The sequence below is a fragment of the Lichenibacterium dinghuense genome (assembly GCF_021730615.1).
Lineage (GTDB): Bacteria > Pseudomonadota > Alphaproteobacteria > Rhizobiales > Beijerinckiaceae > Lichenihabitans > Lichenihabitans dinghuensis.
This window is the reverse complement of record NZ_JAJLMN010000001.1, coordinates 1,721,928-1,736,554: the sequence shown is the minus strand read 5'-3', so window position 1 is coordinate 1,736,554 and position 14,627 is coordinate 1,721,928. Positions and strand designations below refer to the sequence as shown.

At 72.3% G+C, this 14,627-nt stretch carries 20 protein-coding genes; 15 read left to right on the top strand and 5 right to left on the bottom strand.

Going from position 1 to position 14,627, the window contains the following annotated elements:
• Positions 1-271 precede the first annotated feature (271 nt).
• The 3 genes from L7N97_RS30045 to L7N97_RS08335 all read left to right on the top strand — a co-directional run bounded on the left by L7N97_RS30045 (position 272) and on the right by L7N97_RS08335 (position 1,747).
• Positions 272-724, top strand: a complete 453-nt coding sequence (locus L7N97_RS30045) for a YidB family protein (RefSeq protein ID WP_237477855.1) — start codon at positions 272-274, stop codon at positions 722-724.
• A 23-nt stretch (positions 725-747) separates the two neighbouring features.
• Complete coding sequence (locus tag L7N97_RS08340) at positions 748-1,377, top strand: PDZ domain-containing protein (protein WP_237477854.1); 630 nt, start codon at positions 748-750, stop codon at positions 1,375-1,377.
• A 73-nt stretch (positions 1,378-1,450) separates the two neighbouring features.
• On the top strand, positions 1,451-1,747 hold the full coding sequence (locus tag L7N97_RS08335) for a hypothetical protein (RefSeq protein ID WP_237477853.1): 297 nt from the start codon (positions 1,451-1,453) through the stop codon (positions 1,745-1,747).
• Positions 1,748-1,831: 84 nt separating this feature from the next.
• Here the strand turns inward: L7N97_RS08335 and L7N97_RS08330 are convergent, their stop codons facing one another.
• Both L7N97_RS08330 and L7N97_RS08325 read right to left on the bottom strand, forming a co-directional pair.
• Positions 1,832-2,929 carry a catalase family protein gene (locus L7N97_RS08330; protein ID WP_237477852.1) on the bottom strand — a complete coding sequence of 366 codons (1,098 nt, stop codon included), beginning with the start codon at positions 2,927-2,929 and terminating at the stop codon, positions 1,832-1,834.
• 151 nt (positions 2,930-3,080) lie between these two features.
• Positions 3,081-4,565 carry a porin gene (locus L7N97_RS08325; RefSeq protein WP_237477851.1) on the bottom strand — a complete coding sequence of 495 codons (1,485 nt, stop codon included), beginning with the start codon at positions 4,563-4,565 and terminating at the stop codon, positions 3,081-3,083.
• A 613-nt stretch (positions 4,566-5,178) separates the two neighbouring features.
• Between L7N97_RS08325 and L7N97_RS08320 the strand changes: the two genes are divergently transcribed.
• Positions 5,179-5,415 (top strand): hypothetical protein, encoded by a 237-nt coding sequence (locus tag L7N97_RS08320; protein ID WP_237477850.1) that lies wholly within the window; start codon positions 5,179-5,181, stop codon positions 5,413-5,415.
• Between the two features lie 41 nt (positions 5,416-5,456).
• Here the strand turns inward: L7N97_RS08320 and L7N97_RS08315 are convergent, their stop codons facing one another.
• Entirely contained in the window at positions 5,457-6,221 is a 765-nt protein-coding gene (locus L7N97_RS08315) for an aldolase/citrate lyase family protein (RefSeq protein WP_237477849.1), read from the bottom strand.
• A 94-nt stretch (positions 6,222-6,315) separates the two neighbouring features.
• On the opposite strand from L7N97_RS08315, the gene aroQ reads away from it, so the two are divergent.
• On the top strand, positions 6,316-6,762 hold the full coding sequence (aroQ, locus tag L7N97_RS08310; RefSeq protein WP_237477848.1) for a type II 3-dehydroquinate dehydratase: 447 nt from the start codon (positions 6,316-6,318) through the stop codon (positions 6,760-6,762).
• 3 nt (positions 6,763-6,765) lie between these two features.
• Here the strand turns inward: aroQ and L7N97_RS08305 are convergent, their stop codons facing one another.
• Positions 6,766-7,161 carry a winged helix-turn-helix transcriptional regulator gene (locus L7N97_RS08305; protein ID WP_237477847.1) on the bottom strand — a complete coding sequence of 132 codons (396 nt, stop codon included), beginning with the start codon at positions 7,159-7,161 and terminating at the stop codon, positions 6,766-6,768.
• Between the two features lie 92 nt (positions 7,162-7,253).
• On the opposite strand from L7N97_RS08305, the gene L7N97_RS08300 reads away from it, so the two are divergent.
• Both L7N97_RS08300 and L7N97_RS08295 read left to right on the top strand, forming a co-directional pair.
• Positions 7,254-8,312, top strand: coding sequence for an SDR family oxidoreductase (locus tag L7N97_RS08300; protein ID WP_237477846.1), 1,059 nt, complete (start codon positions 7,254-7,256; stop codon positions 8,310-8,312).
• A gap of 108 nt (positions 8,313-8,420) precedes the next feature.
• A complete protein-coding gene (locus L7N97_RS08295) occupies positions 8,421-8,654 on the top strand; it encodes a DUF6894 family protein (protein WP_237477845.1) in 234 nt (77 codons plus the stop codon).
• Positions 8,655-8,657: 3 nt separating this feature from the next.
• On the opposite strand, the gene L7N97_RS08290 is transcribed toward L7N97_RS08295, so the two are convergent.
• Complete coding sequence (locus tag L7N97_RS08290) at positions 8,658-9,107, bottom strand: cupin domain-containing protein (RefSeq protein ID WP_237477844.1); 450 nt, start codon at positions 9,105-9,107, stop codon at positions 8,658-8,660.
• Positions 9,108-9,326: 219 nt separating this feature from the next.
• Between L7N97_RS08290 and L7N97_RS08285 the strand changes: the two genes are divergently transcribed.
• From L7N97_RS08285 to L7N97_RS08250, 8 genes are all read left to right on the top strand, one after another.
• Positions 9,327-9,788 carry a hypothetical protein gene (locus L7N97_RS08285; RefSeq protein ID WP_237477843.1) on the top strand — a complete coding sequence of 154 codons (462 nt, stop codon included), beginning with the start codon at positions 9,327-9,329 and terminating at the stop codon, positions 9,786-9,788.
• On the top strand, positions 9,785-10,075 hold the full coding sequence (locus L7N97_RS08280; RefSeq protein WP_237477842.1) for a hypothetical protein: 291 nt from the start codon (positions 9,785-9,787) through the stop codon (positions 10,073-10,075). Before L7N97_RS08285 ends, L7N97_RS08280 begins: the two co-directional genes overlap by 4 nt.
• Positions 10,072-10,356, top strand: a complete 285-nt coding sequence (locus tag L7N97_RS08275) for a monovalent cation/H(+) antiporter subunit G (protein WP_237477841.1) — start codon at positions 10,072-10,074, stop codon at positions 10,354-10,356. The genes L7N97_RS08280 and L7N97_RS08275 overlap by 4 nt, the downstream gene beginning before the upstream one ends.
• The gene (locus tag L7N97_RS08270) at positions 10,353-10,607 is read left to right on the top strand and encodes a hydrogenase subunit MbhD domain-containing protein (protein ID WP_237477840.1); all 255 of its coding nucleotides are present in this window, start codon (positions 10,353-10,355) and stop codon (positions 10,605-10,607) included. Before L7N97_RS08275 ends, L7N97_RS08270 begins: the two co-directional genes overlap by 4 nt.
• A gap of 10 nt (positions 10,608-10,617) precedes the next feature.
• The gene (locus tag L7N97_RS08265; RefSeq protein WP_237477839.1) at positions 10,618-11,391 is read left to right on the top strand and encodes an MnhB domain-containing protein; all 774 of its coding nucleotides are present in this window, start codon (positions 10,618-10,620) and stop codon (positions 11,389-11,391) included.
• Entirely contained in the window at positions 11,388-11,735 is a 348-nt protein-coding gene (locus L7N97_RS08260; protein WP_237477838.1) for a sodium:proton antiporter, read from the top strand. Before L7N97_RS08265 ends, L7N97_RS08260 begins: the two co-directional genes overlap by 4 nt.
• Before the next feature lie 2 nt (positions 11,736-11,737).
• Positions 11,738-13,498 (top strand): complex I subunit 5 family protein, encoded by a 1,761-nt coding sequence (locus L7N97_RS08255; RefSeq protein WP_237477837.1) that lies wholly within the window; start codon positions 11,738-11,740, stop codon positions 13,496-13,498.
• A gap of 263 nt (positions 13,499-13,761) precedes the next feature.
• The gene (locus L7N97_RS08250; RefSeq protein WP_237477836.1) at positions 13,762-14,613 is read left to right on the top strand and encodes a manganese catalase family protein; all 852 of its coding nucleotides are present in this window, start codon (positions 13,762-13,764) and stop codon (positions 14,611-14,613) included.
• Positions 14,614-14,627: the final 14 nt, after the last annotated feature.

Here is a 14,627-nt window from a genome sequence, read left to right as displayed (position 1 = left end):
TAGCCGAAGCTCACCCCGGCGCGAAACGGAACCAAGCCCGCCCGTGCCGGTTGTTCGGACCGATGGACCCCCGCGAGAGGACCGTCCGGCCCGCCGCGGCATCGGCGGACGGAAGGAAGCAGTCTCGGCCCTCCCCGGGCCAAGTGGTGCCCTGAAGCCTCGTGCGTCGTCGGTGCCGGTCGCGCGCCCGAGGTTCCCTCCACCGAAAGATCGGCGTGCATCCCGAACGGCCCCGGCGGGGCAGGGCGGGTCTCACAGGCGGACATCCACCATGGGCATTCTCGATTCGGTCATCGGCAACCTGCTCGGCGGCCAGAACAACCAGCAGGCCGGCGGCGGCTCGCCGCTCGGCGGCATCATCTCCAGCGTGCTCGGCGGCGGCGGGGCGCAGGGCGGCGGGTACGAGGGGCAGGCGCCCGGCGGCGCGGCCGGCGGCTTGGCGGGCGCGCTCGGCGGCGCGGGCGGCATCGGCGGGCTCCTGTCGCAGTTCCAGCAGGCGGGCCTCGGCCACATCGCCGAGTCCTGGATCGGCAACGGCGCCAACCAGCCGGTCTCGCCCGACCAACTCCAGAGCGTGTTCGGCCAGGGCCAGACGCAGGCCATGGCGGACCAGGCCGGCATGGACCACGGCGACTTCCTCCAGCAGCTCAGCCAGGCCCTGCCGCAGGCGGTCGACGGCGCCACGCAGGGCGGCGGGGCCGACGACGGCTCGGTGAACGTCTGACCCCGCGCGACGGAGCCACCGCGATGATCGTCAAGCGCACCGTTTCGGCCCTCGTGCTGGCGTCCTTCCTCGGCCTGCAGCCGGGGATCGCGCCGGCGGCCTACGCCGAGAATGCGATGAACTACCGCTTCCTGTCGGCCAAGGACGCGGACGCGCTGCCCAAGGCCGGCGGCACGCTCGGCCTCAACGTCGGGCCGGGCGAGCAGATCACCAGCGGCGGGATGACGTTCCGCCTCCTCAAGGTCAACAGCGTCAAGCCCGGCGCGGCCGGCGCCCAGGCGGGCTTCCGCAAGGGCGACGAGATCGTGTCGGTCGACGGGCGGGTGTTCCCCACCGTGCCGGCCTTCGCCGACTACGTCGGCTCGGTCGCGCCGGGCAAGCAGATCAACGTCGACTTCCTGCCCGCCGGCGGCGGCCCGCAGGAAGCGCAGCGCGTGACCGCGACGCTCGGCGGCCCGGGGGCGGGCGGCGCGGCCCCGGCGGTGGCGACGGCTCCCCCGGAGGCTCAGCCCGGCGCGGAAGCGCCGGCCCAGGGCGGCACGCTGTCGACCGGCACCAAGGTGGCGATCGGCGCCGCCGCCGTGGCGCTGTTCGGCTGCTACAAGCTCGGCTGCTTCAACCGCTTCAAGCGGCAGCCCGCCGGCGTGCGCTAGCGTTGGAACCTCTGCGGTCACGCGCGGTTCATCCGCGCGGGACCATCGTCCTTCGACATCAGAGGAGACAACCATGCACATGTCTTTGAAGGGCATCGTCGTCGGCACGCTCGCCCTCGCCGGCGCCACGCTCGCCACCGCGGAAGCGCAGGCGATGCCGGTCGCCCCCATGAGCCCGGCCGCCGCGAGCGCGTCGGTCGAGCAGGTCTATTACTACGGCTACGGCTATCGTCGGCCGCTCGTCCGCCGGTTCTATCGCCCGTTCGTGCGGCCTTACTACGGTTACGGCTATCGCCGCTTCTACGGCTACCGCCGCCCGTTCGTGTATCGTCGCCCGTTCTACGGCTACGGCTATCGCCGCTTCTACTGATCGACCTTCCCTCGTCGGGACGGGACGGGCGGCCTCCGGGCCGCCCGTTCTCGTCGGGCGCCCTTCCGGACGCCCGCCCGCCCGTCAGTCCGGGATCTGGTCCAGCGACGTCGGCTCGATGCCCTCGGCGCCGTTCTGCTTCTGCCGGTAGGCGGCGAGCGCCGGGTAGGTGGCGAGCCGCGCCCGCATCAGGGACCCGAGCGGGCGATGGGCCGCGAGGCTGTGCGCCGGGCGGAACGACAGGCGCTCCGTGACATAGGCCCGCCGGGCTTCGCCGAGCGCGTCCTGGCGCGGCAGCACCAGCCGGGCCACCGCGCGATAGGGGCTCTCGTCCTCGGGCCAGCGCACGGACGCGTCCTCGACCGGCATGGTCTCGAGGTCCGTGCAGAGCTGCACGCGGATCTCGAACTCGGCGCCCTCGTCCCCGAAATAGGCCGCGGTCGCGTCGCGGAAGGCGTCGGGGCGTCCGGACGTATCCATCGGGGCGTCGCCCAGCGCGGCCTGGCCCGGCGACACCGGCACGGCCGAGATCTTCGCGACATGGTCGCCGTAGCGCAGCGCCGCCTGGCTGTAATAGGTGTCGGTCAGCGGGTGGCGCGGCGTGTGGCCGAAGAAGTCGAGCAGCGGGCTGTGGTCGCCCTTGACCGCCGTGACCACCTTGTCGAGCTGCAGCGCGACGCTGGACACGGCCGCCTTCAGCGCATCGTCCTTGCCGGCGTGCTTCTCGATGCCCTTGATGGCGCCCAGGAACTTGGCCGCGTCCGGGTTGGGGAAGACCGGGCCGGTGGCGAGCACGAAGTCCTGCGTGTCCTCGGCGTGGCCGTCGATCTTGGGGCCCCGCGCGTCCAGCACCTTGATGGCCATGCCGCGGTGGGTGGAGACGCTGTCGGGCAGGTGCTCGCCGGGCCCCTGCGCCATGCGCACCACGACCGGGTAGGTCCTGGCTTCCGCGAACAGCCCCTGCCGCAGCTCGGGCGGCAGGCCGTCCAGCACGCGCAGCTCGCCCTTCAGGAAGGCGTTGGCCTTGGCGTGCGAGGCGCGCACGGTGTGGCCCTCGCGGTCCGCCACCTTGCGGCTCTCGCTGGTCATGGTGGCGATGATCTCGGCGATCGTGTCGTCCTCGCCCGCCGGGCGGGTCTCGACGTCGTCGCTGTAGCGGATGAAACTGGTCTTTGCCGGCATGGTGCGATGGTCCCCGTCGGTCAGCGAGCGCGTCGGCTGAGCGGGGGACAACGCCCGCGCTCCTGAGCGGGATGCCGGCCGATGGGGGCCCGGAAACGGGAAAGCCCGGCGCGGGGCCGGGCTTTCCGTTCGTCGTCGAGGTGTCGGGCGATCAGAAGTCGCGCTCCATGCGGAAGCGCACCTCGAACCCGTCCGGGTTGACCGCGACGCCCGTCGGGAGCGCGGTGGGAGCGCGGCCGGGCTCGTGGGCGAGGGTCTGGTCGATGTGGATGTAGTCGACTTCGAGGCCCAGCTCGAGGTTCTTCACGGGATCCCACAGGAACTGGTTGCCGACGCGGTATTCGCTGGCGTCGCCGATGCCGCCGCGCGTCCAGTCGGTGTTCTTCACCGCGCCGCCGTAGGAGATCTGCTCGTAGGAGCCGAACACGACGTCGTGGAAGTTCGGCGAGAAGTAGTGGTTGAAGGCGAACAGGGCGTTGAAGCCCTTGCCTTCGCTCAGGCGATAGAAGGCGGCCGGCGTGCCGAAGGGGTGGATGGCGACGGCGTCCTTGTCGATATGGATGAAGCCACCCGCGGCGAGGCCGGCGTTGATGGACTGGTTGAAGCCCGTGCCGGAGTCCTGATACAGGTACGCGCCCTGCTGGTAGGCGCCCTCCAGCCACAGGTCGTCGCCGGCCGCGAGCATCGGCAGCTTGATGCGCAGGCCGCCCTGCACGGCGAAGCCGTCGGCATCGGCCTTCGAGAAGCCCTCGCCCCCCGTGCCCGGGAAGCCGTTGCCGGTCGAGTTGCCGCCCTGGGTGGTGGTGATGTCGTGGTAGGCCGCCGACAGCTGGGCGGAGCCCCAGGTCTGGTCGTAGCGCAGCACGCCGACGATGTCCGGGATCGTTTCTCCGGCGTAGCGGGCTGTCTGCACGAGGCCCGTGCCGGCGCCCGTGATCGAGCCGATGCCGTTGGGCAGGTTGCGGCCGTTGCGGTCCTCGATCGACAGGGTCGCCGCCAGTCCGCCGCCGACCTGGTAGGTATAGGCGAAGACGTTCTGGTTCTGGTCCGAGTTGGCGAGACCCTCATAGTTGTAGTTGTCGGCGTAGAAGTCGAAGAACGACTGGACGCGGCCGGCGGTGATGCCGGCGAACTGGATGAAGCCGCGGCGCACGACGGCGTTGTTTCCGCCCTGGTTGGTGAAGGTGTTGGAGCCGCCGCTGGCGCCGCCGGCGCCGTAGACGCCCTGCAGGCGGTCGATCTGATATTGGACGTAGGCGCGCAGCGTGCCGTAGGCGGTCTGCGTGCGGGTGTCGACGCCGAGGCGCATGCGGGCCAGGAAGCCGGCCTCGTCGCGGTCGCGCCCGGGGACGACGGTGCGGGCCAAGGCGCCGGTGGTGCCGCCGACGTTGTTGCCGCCCGTGGGGTAGAAGGCGCGGGAATTGTTGATGAAGGCGGCTTCGGTGCGGACCTGGGCGCCGATCGCCAGGCAGGTGTCCGTGCCGGGGATGTAGAAGAAGCCCGCGCCGGTCCAGTCGCAGACGCGGACGTAGTCGACCGGGGCCGCCTTGGCGACCGGCAGGTCGGCGGCCAGTGCGGCGTTCGCGCCGACCAGCGCGATCGCCGAAGCCAGCAGTGTTACTTTCAAACCGGTCATTGCGGTCTTTCCCCGAGGCGGATCTGCTTCGAACATCGGCGCGCAGCCATCGGCTGCCCCGGTTCTGCCTTGAAGTCAGGGGTAATGTGGCCGACTTAGGCGAAACTTAGCAGGTTGCTTAAACATGAGTTTAAGAGCACCCCTCGTTCTCGAAGTCCGGAACTGATGTAGAAATGCAACTCTCGTCCGGTGCGCGGTTGCTACGGCCGGGTCTGGACACACGCCAGGGATGAAATACTGCGTGGAGCGCCGCCTGGATCGTCTGATCTATGTTCGGCCCGGAAAGCGTCGTCCGACGGCGGGCGACGCTCGTCCGACAATATGATCGAAAGCCAGCCAGCGTGTAGGCCCCACCGATCTAACGTTAGGTCAAGTAAGCCCGCGTCCGCTCGAATAGAGCCGGCCGACTATGGCGGGTTGACGAGTCTGTCACAATCGGGACAAAGTCGCGTCGGAGGGCTGCCGCGGTCGGGGCCTGGCGCCGCTCGCTCAACCGGACGGCGCGCCCGTCCGATGGGCCGCGGCCCGTCCGCCACACGCCTGCCAGAACCCCCGCTGGTCGTTCGGGGCCCACCTGTGCCCGCGGGCACGCCGCCGGTCCGGATCACAGCCGATGCCCCGCTCCTCGATGTTCCCCCGGTCGACGCTGCGGCGTTCCCCCCCGGCCTGCGCCATCGACGCCGGCGGGCTGACCGAGGCCGCTCGCGGGCTGGCGTCGGCCCTGCCGGACCTCGCCAGGCAGGCCGAGGCGGGCGGGCTGCAGCTCGTGGCGCAGCACCTCAACAAGGCGCTCCAACTCGCCCAGCGCGTGGCGGCCTCGGGCGCCGTGCCGCCGGCGCCGCGGAACTGAAGCGCGCCGTGCCGCCGGCGCCGCGGAACTGAAGCGCGCCGTCAGGCCGGAAAGGAGGCCCGCAGGGCGTCGGCGCCGCGCGACAGGATCCCGCCGTCCGTGCCCACCGCGGTGAAGACGGTGCCGAGCGCCATGCAGCGCGCCGCGAAGGCGGCGTCGAGCGTCAGGATGCCGGCCGGCTTGCCGGCGGCGCGGATGCGCCCGATCGCGCCCTCGACGGCGGCGATCACCTCCGGGTGCATCGGGTCGCCCGCGTGGCCCATGCTGGCGGCGAGGTCGGCGGGGCCGATGAACAGCCCGTCGACGCCGTCCACGGCCGCGATGGCGTCGATCCGCTCCAGCGCCTCGGCGGTCTCCACCTGGACCAGGAGGCAGATCTCGTCGGCGGCCCGCCGCGCGTAGTCGGGCACGCGGCCGTAGCGCGTCGCGCGCGTCCAGCCCGACACGCCGCGCAGGCCCGCGGGGGCGTAGCGGACCGCCGCGGCGGCGGCGCGGGCCTCCTCGGCGTCCTGCACGTAGGGGATCAGCAGCGTCTGCGCGCCGACGTCGAGGTAGCGCTTGATCTCCACCGTGTCGTTGCCGGCCGGCCGCACCACGGCGGAGACGGGGTAGGGTGCGGCGGCCTGGAGCTGGCCCATCACCGAGGCCGGGTCGCCCGGCGTGTGCTCGGTGTCGAACACGATCCAGTCGTAGCCGGCGCCGGCCAGCACCTCGGCCACCGTGCCGCCGGGGATCGTGCACCACAGCCCGATCTGCTGGCGTCCCTCGCGGATGGCGCGCTTGAAGCGGTTGACCGGCAGGTTCATGGCCGTCTCCTCCGTGTTATCGGTCTGCAAAGGCCGTGAGCCTTTCGAAACCGATAACACGCTCGACCGCGGGTCGACGGAGGAAAGCGAAACGATGAGCCGCCTCGTCACCGTCCTCAACGGGCCGAACCTCAACCTCCTCGGCAAGCGCCAGCCCCACATCTACGGCTCCGAGACGCTCGCCGACGTCGAGGCCGCGTGCCGGGCGCTCGCGGCCGAGCTCGGCCTGGAGCTGCGCTTCCTGCAGAGCAACCACGAGGGGCAGATCGTCGACTGGATCCACGAGGCCCGCGAGACGGCGGCCGGCATCGCCATCAACCCCGCCGCCTACACCCACACCTCCGTGGCGATCCTCGACGCGCTGAACGCCTTCGACGGCCCCGTGATCGAGGTGCACATCTCCAACGTCCACAAGCGCGAAGGCTTCCGCCACCATTCCTACGTGTCGCTGCGGGCCGACGGCGTGATCGCGGGCTGCGGCACGCAGGGCTACGGCCTGGCGCTGCGCCGCCTCGCCGCGCTGATCGACGCGAAGGGCTGAGCCTCACGCCTTGCGCCGCCGCGAGCGGGCGCGCAGCCCGAGCGCGGACAGCTCGGCCTCGTGCTCGCGCGCCCAGCCGTAGAGCAACTCGATCGGCTCGATCATCGTGCGGCCGAGCGGCGTGAGCCGGTAATCCACCCGCGGCGGCACGACGTGGTGGACCTCGCGCGCGACGAGCCCGTCGCGCTCCAGCTCGCGCAGCGTCTGCGTCAGCATCTTCTTGGACAGGCCGGGCAGCGCCCGCTGCAGGGCGCCGGGCCGGCAGGTGCCGCCGTAGAGCGCGTGCATGGCGTGCAGCACGTGGCTGGTCCACTTGGCCGAGAACAGCTCCAGCACCCGGCGCGGCGCGCAGTCCTCGGCGAAGGCGTCGCTCCTCGAGTCGGCGTCGCGCGCGTCCATGGGCACCTCCGGGTGGCTATGACCCCTTCTGGTGCCGTCTCGCGGCGGCGTCCAGCCTCGCCCATCTCGGGGAGGACACAGGAGGCAGCACCATGGCCCGCACGGCCCTCATCGCCGGCAGCACCGGCATCGTCGGCGACAACCTCGCCCGGCACCTCGTCGGGGAGGGCTGGGCCGTCCACGGCCTCGCCCGCCGCCCCGGCGACACGCCGGGCGTCGCCCCGGTCGCGGCCGACCTCACCGACGCCGCCTCGGTCGGGGCGGCGCTGGCCGGGCTGCGCCCGAGCCACCTCTTCGTCACGACCTGGATGCGCCGGCCGACCGAAGCCGAGAACTGCGCCGTCAACGGCGCTATGGTGCGCAACCTGCTCGGCGCCCTCGGGTCGGCGCCGCTGGAGCACGTGGCGCTGGTGACGGGCTTGAAGCACTATCTCGGGCCCTTCGAGGCCTACGGCCGCGGCGCCCTGCCGGCGACGCCGTTCCGCGAAAGCCAGGGCCGGCTCCCGGTCGAGAACTTCTACTACGTCCAGGAGGACGCGGTGTTCGACGCGGCGCGCGAGCGCGGCTTCGGCTGGAGCGTGCACCGCCCGCACACGATCATCGGCTTCGCGCTCGGCAACGCCATGAACATGGGCGTCACGCTGGCCGCCTACGCGAGCCTGTGCCGGGCGCAGGGCCGGCCCTTCCTGTTCCCCGGCTCGCCGCAGCAGTGGCACGGCCTGACCGACATGACCGACGCGCGGCTGCTCGCCCGCCACCTCGCCTGGGCCTCGACCGCCGCGGCCGGCCGCGACCAGGCCTTCAACGTGGTCGACGGCGACGTCTTCCGCTGGAGCTGGATGTGGGAGCGCATCGCGGGATGGTTCGGCCTCGACCCCGCGCCCTATCCCGGCCACCCGACGCTGCTGGAGGCGCAGATGGCGGACGACGGCGCGGCCTGGGCGGCGCTGGCGGAGCGGCACGGCCTCGTCGAGCCCGACCTCGCCCGCCTGGCCTCGCCCTGGCACACCGACGCCGACCTCGGCCGGCCCATCGAGGTGGTCACCGACATGGGGAAGAGCCGCAAGGCGGGGTTCCTCGACTACCAGGCGACCGACGAGGCCTTCTTCGACCTGTTCGCGCGCCTGCGGCGGGAGAATGTCATCCCTTGAAGCCGAAAGGGCGACCCGCGATGCTGAAGCGCGCGGGGGCAGGGGCGAATCGCCGTCTCGCATGCATCGCCGCCGCGCCGGACGCGCCGGCCGCACGGGGACGCCGGGATGATGTTCTTCTTCGACACCCACGACGGGGAGCGCAGGATCGTCGACGGCTCCGGCACCGACCTGGCCGGCGAGGCCGAGGCCGTCGAGCAGGCGGTCGCGCTGCTGCGCGACCTGTCCCACGCGGAGGTCGCCCTCGGTTCGCCGCGGCTCTTCTCCGTGACGGTGCGGGACGCCGCGGGCCGGGGCCTCTACGCGGCGTCGCTGGAGCTCAGGGTCGACAGCCTCGCCTGAGCGTCACTTGAAGCGGCCGGGCTGGTTCACCGTGGGGGTGACGTCGAGGCCGGTGACGATCATGGTGCAGACCTCGTCGCCCACCGTGCCGGACTTGTGGCCCTTGCGCCCGTCCCGCTCCTTCGTGTTCTGGTCCTCGCCCATCATCAGCTCGCCCGGGCCCATCTCGACGCGGTGGCCGTCCATGGTCTCGACGAACCAGCGGCCGGACAGGATGGCGATCCACTGCGGCTTCGGGTTCTCGTGCCAGTCGCCGACCCAGCCGACCGGCAGCACCGTGAACGTCACCCCGGCCTTCGACGGGTCCATCTTGTCGTTCCACTGCGGCGTGACCTCGGGGTTGACGCCCTTCAGCTCGAACTCCGTGAGCTCGAACTTCTCCTGCCGGCTCACGCCGTCGGCGTCCGTGTAGACGTGCCAGTAGGGCATCCTGGGCTTGTCGGGCTGGCTCATGGGCTGTCTCCTCGCGGGGGAACGCGCGCGGCGTCGCCCGGAGAAGGCGCGGAGCCAGCGATAGTTCCTCGGCCCCTGTGGTCGGCCCCCTCGTGCTCCGGCCCGCCGCGGGCGGCCGCTGTCCACCGGGAGTCGGCGTCCCGCGGCTTGGCAGCGGCGCGGGACGGCGTGTAGTCTCGGCACGACGGCGCACCGCCGGAGCCTGGGCGGGGACATGGCGTGACGGCGATCTTCACCTGGCTCGCGGGGGCCGTCGCCTACATGATCCTGGCCGGCCAGTTCTCGGCCGACGAGGTGGCCGCGGCCGTCGTGCTCGGCGGCCTCGGCGCCGGCTGGCACTTCGCCGTGATGAACGACGGCGCCCGCAGCTTCGCCTTCGAGCGCCCGGCGCTGCGCTCCGCCGCCGCGGCGCTGCTCGGGTTTCCCGGCTCCACGCTGCGCGTCGGCGCCCGGCTCGCCTCCGCGCTCCTGCGGCCGGTCGAGGGGCAGCGCATCGAGCACCCGTTCCACCGCGGCACCTCGGACGACCCGCGCGACCGCGGACGCCGCGCCGCCGTGGTGCTGTCCACCTCGCTGGCGCCGGACAGCTACGTGCTGCGGCTGCCGCTGTCCGAGCAGGCCATCACCTACCACAGCCTGACGGGCGCCGCCCCGAGCCGCGACCCGCGGTGGCCGTCGTGACGGCGGCCCTCGCCGCCGCCCTGCCGCCGGGCGGATCCGTCGCCTGGACGCTGGCGCTGCTGCTCCTGATGCCTCCGCTCGTCGCCGCGCTGGCCCTCAGCTGGCGCGGGCCGGTCGGCAGCCGCTTCGCCGGCGTGCAGCTCGCCGGCTCGGTCGGCACGGTGGTCATGGCGGTCATGACCTTCGCGTTCGGCCAGCCCTCGTCGATCGACCTCGCCGTCACCTTCGGCATCCTGGCCGTGACCGCCTCGCTGCTCTACGCCGTCTTCGTGGAGCGCTGGGTGTGAGCCTCGCCGTCGACCTCTGCCTCGCGCTGGCCGTGGCCTGCGTCTGGCTCGGCTGCTTCGGCGCGCTGCGCCTGCGCCGGCCGCTCGACCGCCTGCACGCGGTCGCCTTCGTGAACGCCTCCGCCGGCATCCTCGTCGCGGTCGCGGCCTTCCTGGCCGACGGCGTGTCGACGCGCTCGGTGAAGCTCGCCTGCCTGGTCGCCTTCGTGCTGGTGACGGGGGCCGGCGTCAGCCACGCCGCCGGCCGCGCCCTGGCGCTGCGCGACGGGCCGCGGGCGTGACGGCGCTCCTCGCCGCGCTGCTGCTGCTCGCCGCGGCCTCCGGCCTCGCGGTCGTGCTGGCCCGCGACCCGCGCCGGCAGGTCTTCGCGCTCGCCGGCAACGGCCTCGTGCTGACGCTCGTGTTCCTGGTCCTCCAGGCGCCCGACGTCGCCCTGTCGGAGCTGGCCGTCGGCTCGGCCGCGACGCCGCTGCTCTTCCTCGCGGCCCTGGCGGCGGTGCGGATCAACGGCAAGAGGAAGCCGCCCGCGTGAGGGGAAGCCCATGAGCCCGCGACTGCGCCTCGCCCTGCTGATCCTCGCGGGGCTGGCGATCCTGCCGGGGGCGGCGCACGTCATCGGAGCCCTGCCGCCCTTCGGGCACCCCGTCGCGGTCTACGGCCAGTCCGTCAACGCGCTGCTGCCGGAGCTGCGCCACGTGTCCAACATGGTGACGGCCATCAACTTCGACGTGCGGGGGTTCGACACCGTCGGCGAGGAGTTCATGCTGCTGGCCGCCGTCGCGGGCACCGTGCTGCTGCTGCGCGGGGGGCGCGGCGAGGACAGGGTCGACGTCGGCGGCCGCATCGGCGGCCGGCCGGTGTCGCCGCGCTCGGACGCCGTGGTGCTGCTGTGCCGGATCTGCGGCCCCTTCACCTTCATCTTCGGGGTCTACGTGGCGCTGCACGCGACGGTGACGCCCGGGGGCGGCTTCCAGGGCGGCGTCGTCATCGCGTCGGCCCTGCTGCTCATCTACATCGGCGAGGGCTACGGCCGCTGGCGCCAGCTCGTCCGCGTGCCGGTCCTCGACGCGGTCGAGGGCGCCGGCGCGCTCCTGTTCGTGGCGGCCGGCCTCCTCCCGGTCGCGATGGGGCTCGCCTTTCTGACGAACGTTCTCCCCCTCGGCACGCTCGGCGACATGATGTCGGGCGGCCTCATGCTGGTCGAGAACGCCGGCGTGACCCTGGCGGTCGCGGGCGGCTTCGCCACCGTGCTCATCGAGTTCATGGAGGAGACGCGCGCCACGGATTCGGAGACGGGACCGGAGGACGGGGAATGAGCGTCCTGCCCTGGGTGGTCGCGGCCTGGCTGTTCGGCGCCGGGGTGTACGGCATCGTCACGAGCCGCAACTACGTGCACCTCATCGGCTGCCTCACGGTGTGCCAGTCCGCCGTCTACGTCCTGCTGCTCGGCCTCGGATACGTGCAGGGGAGCGGCCCGCCCATCTTCTACGACCATCCGCCCGGCACCGCGGCGGTGGACCCCGTCGTGCAGGCGCTCGTGCTCACCGACATCGTGGTCGGCGCGGTCGTCTCGGCCCTGCTGCTCGCCCTGGCCGTGCAGGTCCACAAGCGCCAGGGCACGCTCGATCCCCAGGAGATCAAACCCTTGCAGGGCCAGTGACGGTGACGCTCCTCGAAACCCTGGTCCCCTTCCCGGTGGTGCTGCCGCTGGCCGTCGCGGCCGTGGTCCTGGCCGCGGGGGAACGGCTCCCGCGGCACGTGCCCGAGGCGCTCGGCATCGCGGCCGCCCTGGCCGTGGCGGCCCTGTCGGCCGTGCTGGCCCACGGCGCCCTGGGCTCCACCCCGGTCTACTGGTTCGGCGGATGGGTGCCGCGCCCCGGCGTCACCCTCGGCATCGCCTTCGCGCCGGACCCCGCCAGCGCCGGGATCGCGGCCTTCACCGGGCTGCTGTTCGCCGCGGCGCTGGTCTTCGCCTGGGGTTTCTTCGACGAGGTGCGCTCCGTCTTCAACGTCCTCATGCTGCTGTTCCTGGCCGCCATGCAGGGCTTCTGCCTGACGCGGGACATGTTCAACCTGTTCGTCTGGTTCGAGGTCATGTCGGTCGTCGCCTACGCGCTGACGGGCTTCTCGCTCCGGACGGCGTCTCTCGCGGGGGCGCTCAACTTCACGGTCATCAACAGCCTCGGCTCCACGCTGATGCTGGCCGGCATCGGCCTCGTCTACGCCCGCACGGGCGCGCTCGACTTCGAGGCCGTGCGGACCGCCGTCGACCGGATGGGCGACGATCCCGTGGTGATTGCCGGCTTCTGCCTGGTGTCGGCGGCCCTGCTGACCAAGGGCGCGATCCTGCCGTTCCAGTTCTGGCTGGCGGACGCCCACGCCGTGGCGCCCAGCCCCGTCTCGGTGATCTTCTCCGGCATCATGGTGCCGATCGGGCTGTTCGGCTACGCCAAGATCCGGCTCCAGATCTTCCCCGGCTCGCCCGACGCCATGGACATCCTGTACCGGCTGGTGCTGGGGATCGGCTGCGCCACGGCGGTCTTCGGCGGCCTGCTGGCCTGGTCGCAGCGCCACCTCAAGCGGCTGCTGGCCTTCTCGACGATCAGCCACGTCGGCATCATGCTGACCGGCGTGGCCGCGGTCGCCCCCGTGGGGCTCGCGGGGTTCCTCGCCTACGTGGTCGGCCACGGGCTGGTGAAGGGCACGCTGTTCATGCTGGTGGGCATCCTGCTGGCCGAGAAGGCGAGCGTGGACGAGCTCGACCTGCGCGGCCTCGGGCGCGACATCTGGCCCGCGGGCGTGGCCACGGCCGTCGCGGCCCTGCTGCTCGGCGGCGCGCCCGTCGGCATCCTGCACGGGGGCGCGCATCTGATCGACGCCGCCGCGCCGCCCGGCCCGGCCGGATGGGTGGTGCGCCTCGCGGCCCTGCTCGGCACCGTGCTGACCGGCGGCGCGGTCCTGCGCTTCGCGGGCCGGATCTACCTCGGCCTCGGGGCGGACCCTGGCGACGAGGCCCACGCGCCCACCGACCAGGAGCGGGAGAAGGCCGGCCGGCCTCTGTGGCTCATGCTCGCGCCCTGCGTCGTCCTGCTCGCCATCGACCTCCTGACGCCGGCCGGCGTCGTGGAGGGCCTCGCGGCGCGGGTCGTGCCCCAGTTCGGCGTGGTGGGGCCCGCCGTGGACCTGCCGCAGCCGGCCGCGTGGGGCCTGCTCATGCCCTGGCTCGCGCTCGGCGGCGTGCTGCTGGTCGCGACCCTGGCGCTGTCGGGCGACCGCCTGCCGCGCCAGCTCCCCCGCGTCCAGGCGAGCGTGCTCACGCCCTTCTTCGCCGGGCTGAACCGGCTCCACACGGGCGTCGTCAACGACTACGTCGTGTGGTTCGCGGTCGGCATCGCGCTGTTCGCCGGCTGGGCGGCCCTGTGACGCGCGGGCCGGCCCGAGGAGGCGCTCCGCTTTCCGCAACGTCGATGCGGCGATCGGCAGCTTGCGACAAAGACGCACCGCGCCGCGGCAGCAAAACAGAGCGCTATCATAAATTAATTTGAGGTTCTGCTCAGTCCGGAAACGGCTCGTCGGCAGTCGATTGTGCGGCGGCGTTCGAACCTTTCTCTGGAACGTCCGACTTCTTCCGCCCGAGCGCAGGGTGCTGCGGCACAGCCCTCGCGAGAAATCCAGGGAGAGGCACGATGTATTACTTCGACAAGCGCCTGCAGTGGCCCGTCAAGGTCGAGAAGCCCGACCCGCTGTTCGCGCGCCAGCTCCAGCAGGCCATCGGCGGCGTCGAGGGCGAGATCCGCGTCTGCATGCAGTACTTCTTCCAGGCCTGGGGGGCCCGCGGCCCCACCACCAAGTACCGGGACATGCTGCTCCACACCGCGACCGAGGAGATCGGCCACATCGAGATGCTGGCGACCGCCGTGGCGCTGAACCTCGACAAGGCGCCCGTGACCGAGCAGGAGGCTGGCGCGGCGGACGGGATCGTCGGCTCCATCATGGGCGGCGGCGACACCAAGGGCGTCATTGAGGGGATGCTGCACCGCCACATCCTGTCGACGGGCCTCGCGGCCTATCCGGCGGACGCCGACGGCGTGCCCTTCAACATGTCGCACATCTACGCCAGCGGGAACCTCGCGGCCGACATGTACTGCAACGTCGCCGCGGAATCGACCGGCCGCGTGCTGGCCTGCCGGCTCTACGAGGCGACCAACGACGCCGGCATGCGCGAGATGCTGGCCTTCAACGTCGCGCGCGACACGATGCACCAGCAGCAGTGGCTGGCCGTGATCGAGGAGCTGGGCGAGAAGGCGCACCTGCCGATGCCCAACAGCTGGGACCAGTCCAAGGAGACGCAGAAGTACTCCTACGCCTTCTTCGGCTCGGCCGCGGACGGCACCCCGCCCATGGCGGGCCGCTGGACGCAGGGCCCGAGCCTCGACGGCAAGGGCGAGTTCTCCGTGATGCAGAACGCCCCCATGGGCGAGGAGCCCGTGCTCGGCCCGGCCCGCAAGGACAGCTTCGCCCAGAAGGAGCAGATGTGAGGGTTAAGCCCTTG

Bases quoted from the DNA above. Each gene is read 5' to 3' on its own strand.
- L7N97_RS08330 (WP_237477852.1), bottom strand. From the start codon at position 2,929: ATGCCGGCAAAGACCAGTTTCATCCGCTACAGCGACGACGTCGAGACC.
- L7N97_RS08340 (WP_237477854.1), top strand. From the start codon at position 748: ATGATCGTCAAGCGCACCGTTTCGGCCCTCGTGCTGGCGTCCTTCCTC.
- L7N97_RS08335 (WP_237477853.1), top strand. From the start codon at position 1,451: ATGCACATGTCTTTGAAGGGCATCGTCGTCGGCACGCTCGCCCTCGCC.
- L7N97_RS08315 (WP_237477849.1), bottom strand. From the start codon at position 6,221: ATGAACCTGCCGGTCAACCGCTTCAAGCGCGCCATCCGCGAGGGACGC.
- L7N97_RS08250 (WP_237477836.1), top strand. From the start codon at position 13,762: ATGTATTACTTCGACAAGCGCCTGCAGTGGCCCGTCAAGGTCGAGAAG.
- L7N97_RS08320 (WP_237477850.1), top strand. From the start codon at position 5,179: ATGCCCCGCTCCTCGATGTTCCCCCGGTCGACGCTGCGGCGTTCCCCC.
- L7N97_RS08305 (WP_237477847.1), bottom strand. From the start codon at position 7,161: ATGGACGCGCGCGACGCCGACTCGAGGAGCGACGCCTTCGCCGAGGAC.
- L7N97_RS08295 (WP_237477845.1), top strand. From the start codon at position 8,421: ATGATGTTCTTCTTCGACACCCACGACGGGGAGCGCAGGATCGTCGAC.
- L7N97_RS08290 (WP_237477844.1), bottom strand. From the start codon at position 9,107: ATGAGCCAGCCCGACAAGCCCAGGATGCCCTACTGGCACGTCTACACG.
- L7N97_RS08325 (WP_237477851.1), bottom strand. From the start codon at position 4,565: ATGACCGGTTTGAAAGTAACACTGCTGGCTTCGGCGATCGCGCTGGTC.
- aroQ (WP_237477848.1), top strand. From the start codon at position 6,316: ATGAGCCGCCTCGTCACCGTCCTCAACGGGCCGAACCTCAACCTCCTC.
- L7N97_RS08265 (WP_237477839.1), top strand. From the start codon at position 10,618: ATGAGCCCGCGACTGCGCCTCGCCCTGCTGATCCTCGCGGGGCTGGCG.
- L7N97_RS08300 (WP_237477846.1), top strand. From the start codon at position 7,254: ATGGCCCGCACGGCCCTCATCGCCGGCAGCACCGGCATCGTCGGCGAC.
- L7N97_RS08260 (WP_237477838.1), top strand. From the start codon at position 11,388: ATGAGCGTCCTGCCCTGGGTGGTCGCGGCCTGGCTGTTCGGCGCCGGG.
- L7N97_RS30045 (WP_237477855.1), top strand. From the start codon at position 272: ATGGGCATTCTCGATTCGGTCATCGGCAACCTGCTCGGCGGCCAGAAC.